Annotated in this window: 5 protein-coding genes; 1 reads left to right on the top strand and 4 read right to left on the bottom strand. The window is 74.8% G+C overall.

The window, feature by feature from the left end; all coding sequences use genetic code 11:
- The 3 genes from CCN56_RS29200 to CCN56_RS29190 all read right to left on the bottom strand — a co-directional run.
- Positions 1-1,148, bottom strand: a 1,148-nt coding sequence (locus CCN56_RS29200) for a CaiB/BaiF CoA-transferase family protein (protein ID WP_086830966.1), incomplete at its 3' end; no start/stop codon positions are given.
- A gap of 49 nt (positions 1,149-1,197) precedes the next feature.
- Entirely contained in the window at positions 1,198-1,974 is a 777-nt protein-coding gene (locus CCN56_RS29195) for an ABC transporter permease (protein WP_086830965.1), read from the bottom strand.
- A complete protein-coding gene (locus tag CCN56_RS29190) occupies positions 1,971-2,909 on the bottom strand; it encodes an ATP-binding cassette domain-containing protein (protein ID WP_086830964.1) in 939 nt (312 codons plus the stop codon). The genes CCN56_RS29195 and CCN56_RS29190 overlap by 4 nt, the downstream gene beginning before the upstream one ends.
- Positions 2,910-2,972: 63 nt before the next feature.
- Here CCN56_RS29190 and CCN56_RS29185 point away from each other — a divergent pair, with 63 nt between their 5' ends.
- A complete protein-coding gene (locus CCN56_RS29185) occupies positions 2,973-3,716 on the top strand; it encodes a TetR/AcrR family transcriptional regulator (RefSeq protein WP_086830963.1) in 744 nt (247 codons plus the stop codon).
- On the opposite strand, the gene CCN56_RS29180 is transcribed toward CCN56_RS29185, so the two are convergent.
- Positions 3,703-4,278 (bottom strand): type ISP restriction/modification enzyme (locus tag CCN56_RS29180; RefSeq protein WP_306300643.1); only part of this gene is annotated, 576 nt, incomplete at its 5' end. The two genes, CCN56_RS29185 and CCN56_RS29180, sit on opposite strands and share 14 nt — an antisense overlap.

Genomic DNA, 4,278 nt, shown 5'->3' with positions numbered 1-4,278 from the left:
CGGACGAGGTGCTGGCCGAGCGCCGGGATCCGGTCCATCCGGGGCTCCGGCGCGTCCGGGAGCACGATCGGCGGCAGCAGCGCACGCAGCGGTCCCACCGGGGACTCCACCGCCCGCCACCGGTCACGGGCCGTCAGCTGCGGATGGTCCGCGAGCTCCGCGACCGAGTTGAGCCGGGCGCAGGCGATGCCCGCCGCGTCGAGCCGGGCCAGCGCCTCCGCCGCCGTCAGCGGGGCGAGCGCCGCCGCGACCACCGCGTCCGTCGCCCCGCGCCCCGCCACCCGCGCCGTGTTCGTCGCGAACTCCGGGTCGTCGGCCAATTCGGGCCGGCCGAGGACCTGCTCGGCGAGCCGCCGCCACTCCCGGTCGTTCTGCACGGAGAGCAGGACCAGACCGCCGTCCGCCGTCGGGTACGCGTCGTACGGGGCGATCACCGCGTGCGCGAGCCCCGTGCGCGCCGGGGGAGTGCCCCCGTGCATCCCGTGGTGCAGCGGATGTCCCATCCACTCGGCGAGCGAGTCGAGCAGGGAGACCTCCACCGGGCCGCCCCGGCCGGTCGTGCCGCGCCGGACGAGGGCCGCGAGGACGCCGGAGAACGCGTACATCCCGGCCGCGATGTCGGCGGCCGGGATCCCCGACTTGACGGGCTGCTCGGGCGTGCCGGTCACCGACACGAGCCCTGCCTCGCACTGGACGAGCATGTCGTACGCCCGCTTGTGCGCGTACGGTCCCTCCGCCCCGTATCCCGAGACGTCCACCGCGATCAGCCACGGGTGCGCGGCGCACAGGGTGGCGGCGTCGAGGCCGAGGCGGGCCGCCGCGCCCTGCGCCAGGTTCTGTACGAAGACGTCGGCGCCGGCCACCATCTTCCGGACGAGTGCCAGGCCCCGGGGGTCCTTGAGGTCGACCGCCGCCGACTCCTTGCCGCGGTTGCACCACACGAAGTGCGAGGCGAGTCCCTGGGCGGCCGTGTCGTACTCCCGGGCGAAGTCCCCGCCGTCGGGGCGCTCGATCTTGACGACGCGGGCGCCGAGGTCGGCGAGCTGGCGGGTGGCGAAGGGCGCGGCGACGGCCTGCTCGACGGCGACGACGGTGACCCCGGCGAGGGGGAGCGGCTGGGCGGGGAGGGCGCGTGGCTGGGTGCTCATGACCGTCCTGCCTACCGTGCCGGTGCGCCTCCTGTCATCAGGGGGTGCGTCACCCCCGGGTGTACCTGCGCACCGCGAGCGGCGCGAAGACGGCGATCAGGCCGAGCGACCAGAGCAGCGCGCCCGCGACGGGGTGGGCCACCGGCCAGGCCGCCTCCGTCGGGACCGGTGCGTTCCCGAAGAGGTCCCGGACCGCCGTGGTGACGGCCGAGACGGGGTTCCACTCGGCGATCGTCCGCAGCCAGCCGGGCATGCCGTCGGTGGGGATGTACGCGTTGGAGAGCAGCGGCAGCATGAAGGCGCCGCTGCCCAGCTGTCCGGCCGCCTCCTCGCTCTTCGAGGCGAGGCCGAGCAGGATGCCGACCCAGGTCGTCGCGAAGCGGAAGAGGAGCAGCAGGCCGAAGGCGCCCAGGGCCTCGGGGAGCGTGCCCTCGATCCGCCAGCCCATGGCGAGGCCGACCAGGATCAGCGGGACGGTGCCGGCGGCGCTCGCGAGGAGGTCGGCGAGGGCCTGCCCCAGGGGGACGGCGGCCCGGCTCACGGGCAGCGTCCGGAAACGGTCCATGACGCCCCGGTGGGAGTCCTGCGCGGCCTGGAGCATGCCCGTCATCAGACCGCCCGCCGCCGTGGCCACGAGCATGCCGGGCACGAGGAAGGCCCGGTACTCGGCGCCGGGCGCGGCGAGCGCGCTCCCGAAGACGTACCCGAAGAAGAGCAGGAAGACGATCGGCATCGTCTGCGTCATGACGGTGATCGCGGGCGCGTGCCTGATCCGCTGGAGGTGGCGGCCGAGGACGGCGGTCCCGTCGTGCACGAGGGCGCTCACGCGACGAGCTCCTTCCGGTCGGTGAGGCGCAGGAACACCTCGTCGAGGGTGGGCGGACGCAGGGAGGCGTCGACGATGTGGACCCCGGCCGCGTCGATCTCGCGGACGATCCGGGGGAGGGTGAGCGTGGTGTCCGTGGTCACCGCGCCGACCGTGCGCCGCTCGGCGTCCAGGACCGGCGCCGAACCGGTCAGCTGGTCGAGTACGGCCGCGGCCGCTTCGAGGGAGGACGGGGCGGCGACGACGACCTCGGCGTAGCTGCCGACGAGCGCCTTCAGTTCGGCCGGGGTCCCGCGCTGCGCGGCCCGTCCCTCGTCGATCAGGACGATGTCGTCGGCGAGCTGATCGGCCTCCTCCAGGTACTGGGTGGTCAGCAGCACGGTCGTGCCCTGGTCGGCCAACTCCCGTACGGCGTCCCAGATCCCGTTGCGGCTGTGCGGGTCGAGCCCGGTCGTGGGCTCGTCGAGGAAGAGCACCCGCGGCGGCACGATCAGGCTCGCCGCCAGGTCGAGGCGGCGCCGCATGCCGCCGGAGTAGGTGCGGGCCGGCCGCCCGGCGGCCGCGGTCAGGCCGAAGCGTTCCAGGAGCTCGTCGGCGCGGGAGCGGGGGGCGCGCAGGAGCCGGGCGAAGAGCCGCAGGTTCTCGGCGCCGGTGAGGTCGCCGTCGACGGAGGCGTACTGCCCGGTGACCGCGATCCGCTTCCGTACCCCCGCCGGGTCGCGCACCACGTCGTGGCCCGCGACCAGCGCGCTGCCCCCGTCGGGCGCGACCAGGGTGGTGAGGACGCGGACGGCGGTGGTCTTGCCGGCGCCGTTGGGGCCGAGGACGCCGCAGACCGTGCCCTCGGGGACGGCGAGGTCGAGGCCGCGCAGGGCGTGGACGTCGCCGTAACGCTTCCGCAGGCCTTCACTAAGTACAGCGTACGTAGTCGTCATGGCGCGACCATACCCCACTACGTACGGCGTACGTAACTACGATGGTGGGCGAGGTGATGATCCATGGCGGGCCGAGCGGCCGAACCGGAAGTGATCTGGGCGCGGCCCGAGCGCACGGGCCGAGGCCCGAAACCGGCCTACAGCCGGCGGGACATCGTGGACGCGGCCGTCCGCATCGCCGACGCCGACGGCATCGACGCGGTCTCCATGCGCCGCGTCGCCGCCGAACTCGGCTGCGGCACCATGTCGCTCTACAACTACGTCCCCCGCAAGGAGGACCTGTACGAGCTGATGGTCGACGCGGTCAGCGGCGAGTACGAGCTCCCCGAGGAGCCCAGCGGCGACTGGCGCGCCGACATGACCGGCATCGCGTACCAGACCCGCGCGATCATGTACCGCCACCCCTGGCTGGCCCGGGTGATGACCACCGCCTACGGCTTCAGCCCCAACGCCCTGCGCTTCCTGGAGTGGTGCCTCGGCTGTCTCGCCCCGCTCGACGCGCCCGCCGGGCTGAAGATGCAGCTGATCGCCATGGTCAACGGCACCGTCATGGCGACCGTCGCCAACGAGCAGGCCATCGCCGAACGGGCCCGCGGACTGCCCTGGTCCGAGGCGGAGGAGCAGGCGGTGCGCGGCGCCTACCTCATGGGGCAGGTGGCGACCGGCCGGTATCCGCACCTCGCCGGACTGCTCGCCGAGGCCCCCGCCGCCCCCGTCGACGCGGACGAGATCTTCGCGATGACCATCGGCCGCCTCCTCGACTCGTTCGCACCCCCGGCCACGGGAGAGCCGCTCACAGGAGCATGAACTGGCCTTCCGGGCCCTCCTCCTGATGGTCGAGGACGGAAGCGGGGCGGCGGGCCCAGGACGGGGCCAGGAGGACTCCGGCGGCGTCGAGGTCCGCCCTGCCGAGGCCCCCGGTCTCGAGTGCCGCCCGTTCCGGCTCCCGCGCCCCGAGCAGCGCGAGCACGGTGACCAGTTCGAGCAGCTCCGAGGTCCACTCCTGCGGCCAGGCCGCCGGCCCGATCGCCTCCAGGGAACCGGGCTCCGCCGGGGCCGTCCGGTGCGCGAACCACTGCTCCAGGACCCGCACCCCGCCGACCCGGTACTCCCAGGCCTCCGCCGGCACGGGGGAGACGAGGCCCCCGCCGACGTCGAGCGCCTCGGCCCCGGAGTCGTACGAGATCGTCGTCGGCCGCGCCGGGACCGCCGCCCGCACATAGGGCCGGCGCCCGCCCGGCAGCCGGGGCCTCGTCCCGCTGAGCGCGCCGCGCAGCTGCACGTCGGCGAGCTCCCGGCCGAGCGCCACGCCCGCCGCCCACACCGCCGGGTCCCCGGGGAGGGGGACGCGGCGGTGTGGGCGGCGGGC

The sequence above is a fragment of the Streptomyces sp. NRRL B-24572 genome (genome assembly GCF_002156145.1).
Classification (GTDB): domain Bacteria; phylum Actinomycetota; class Actinomycetes; order Streptomycetales; family Streptomycetaceae; genus Streptomyces; species Streptomyces vietnamensis.
Note: the sequence above shows the minus strand (reverse complement) of the source record. Positions and strands in the feature narration are given on the sequence as shown.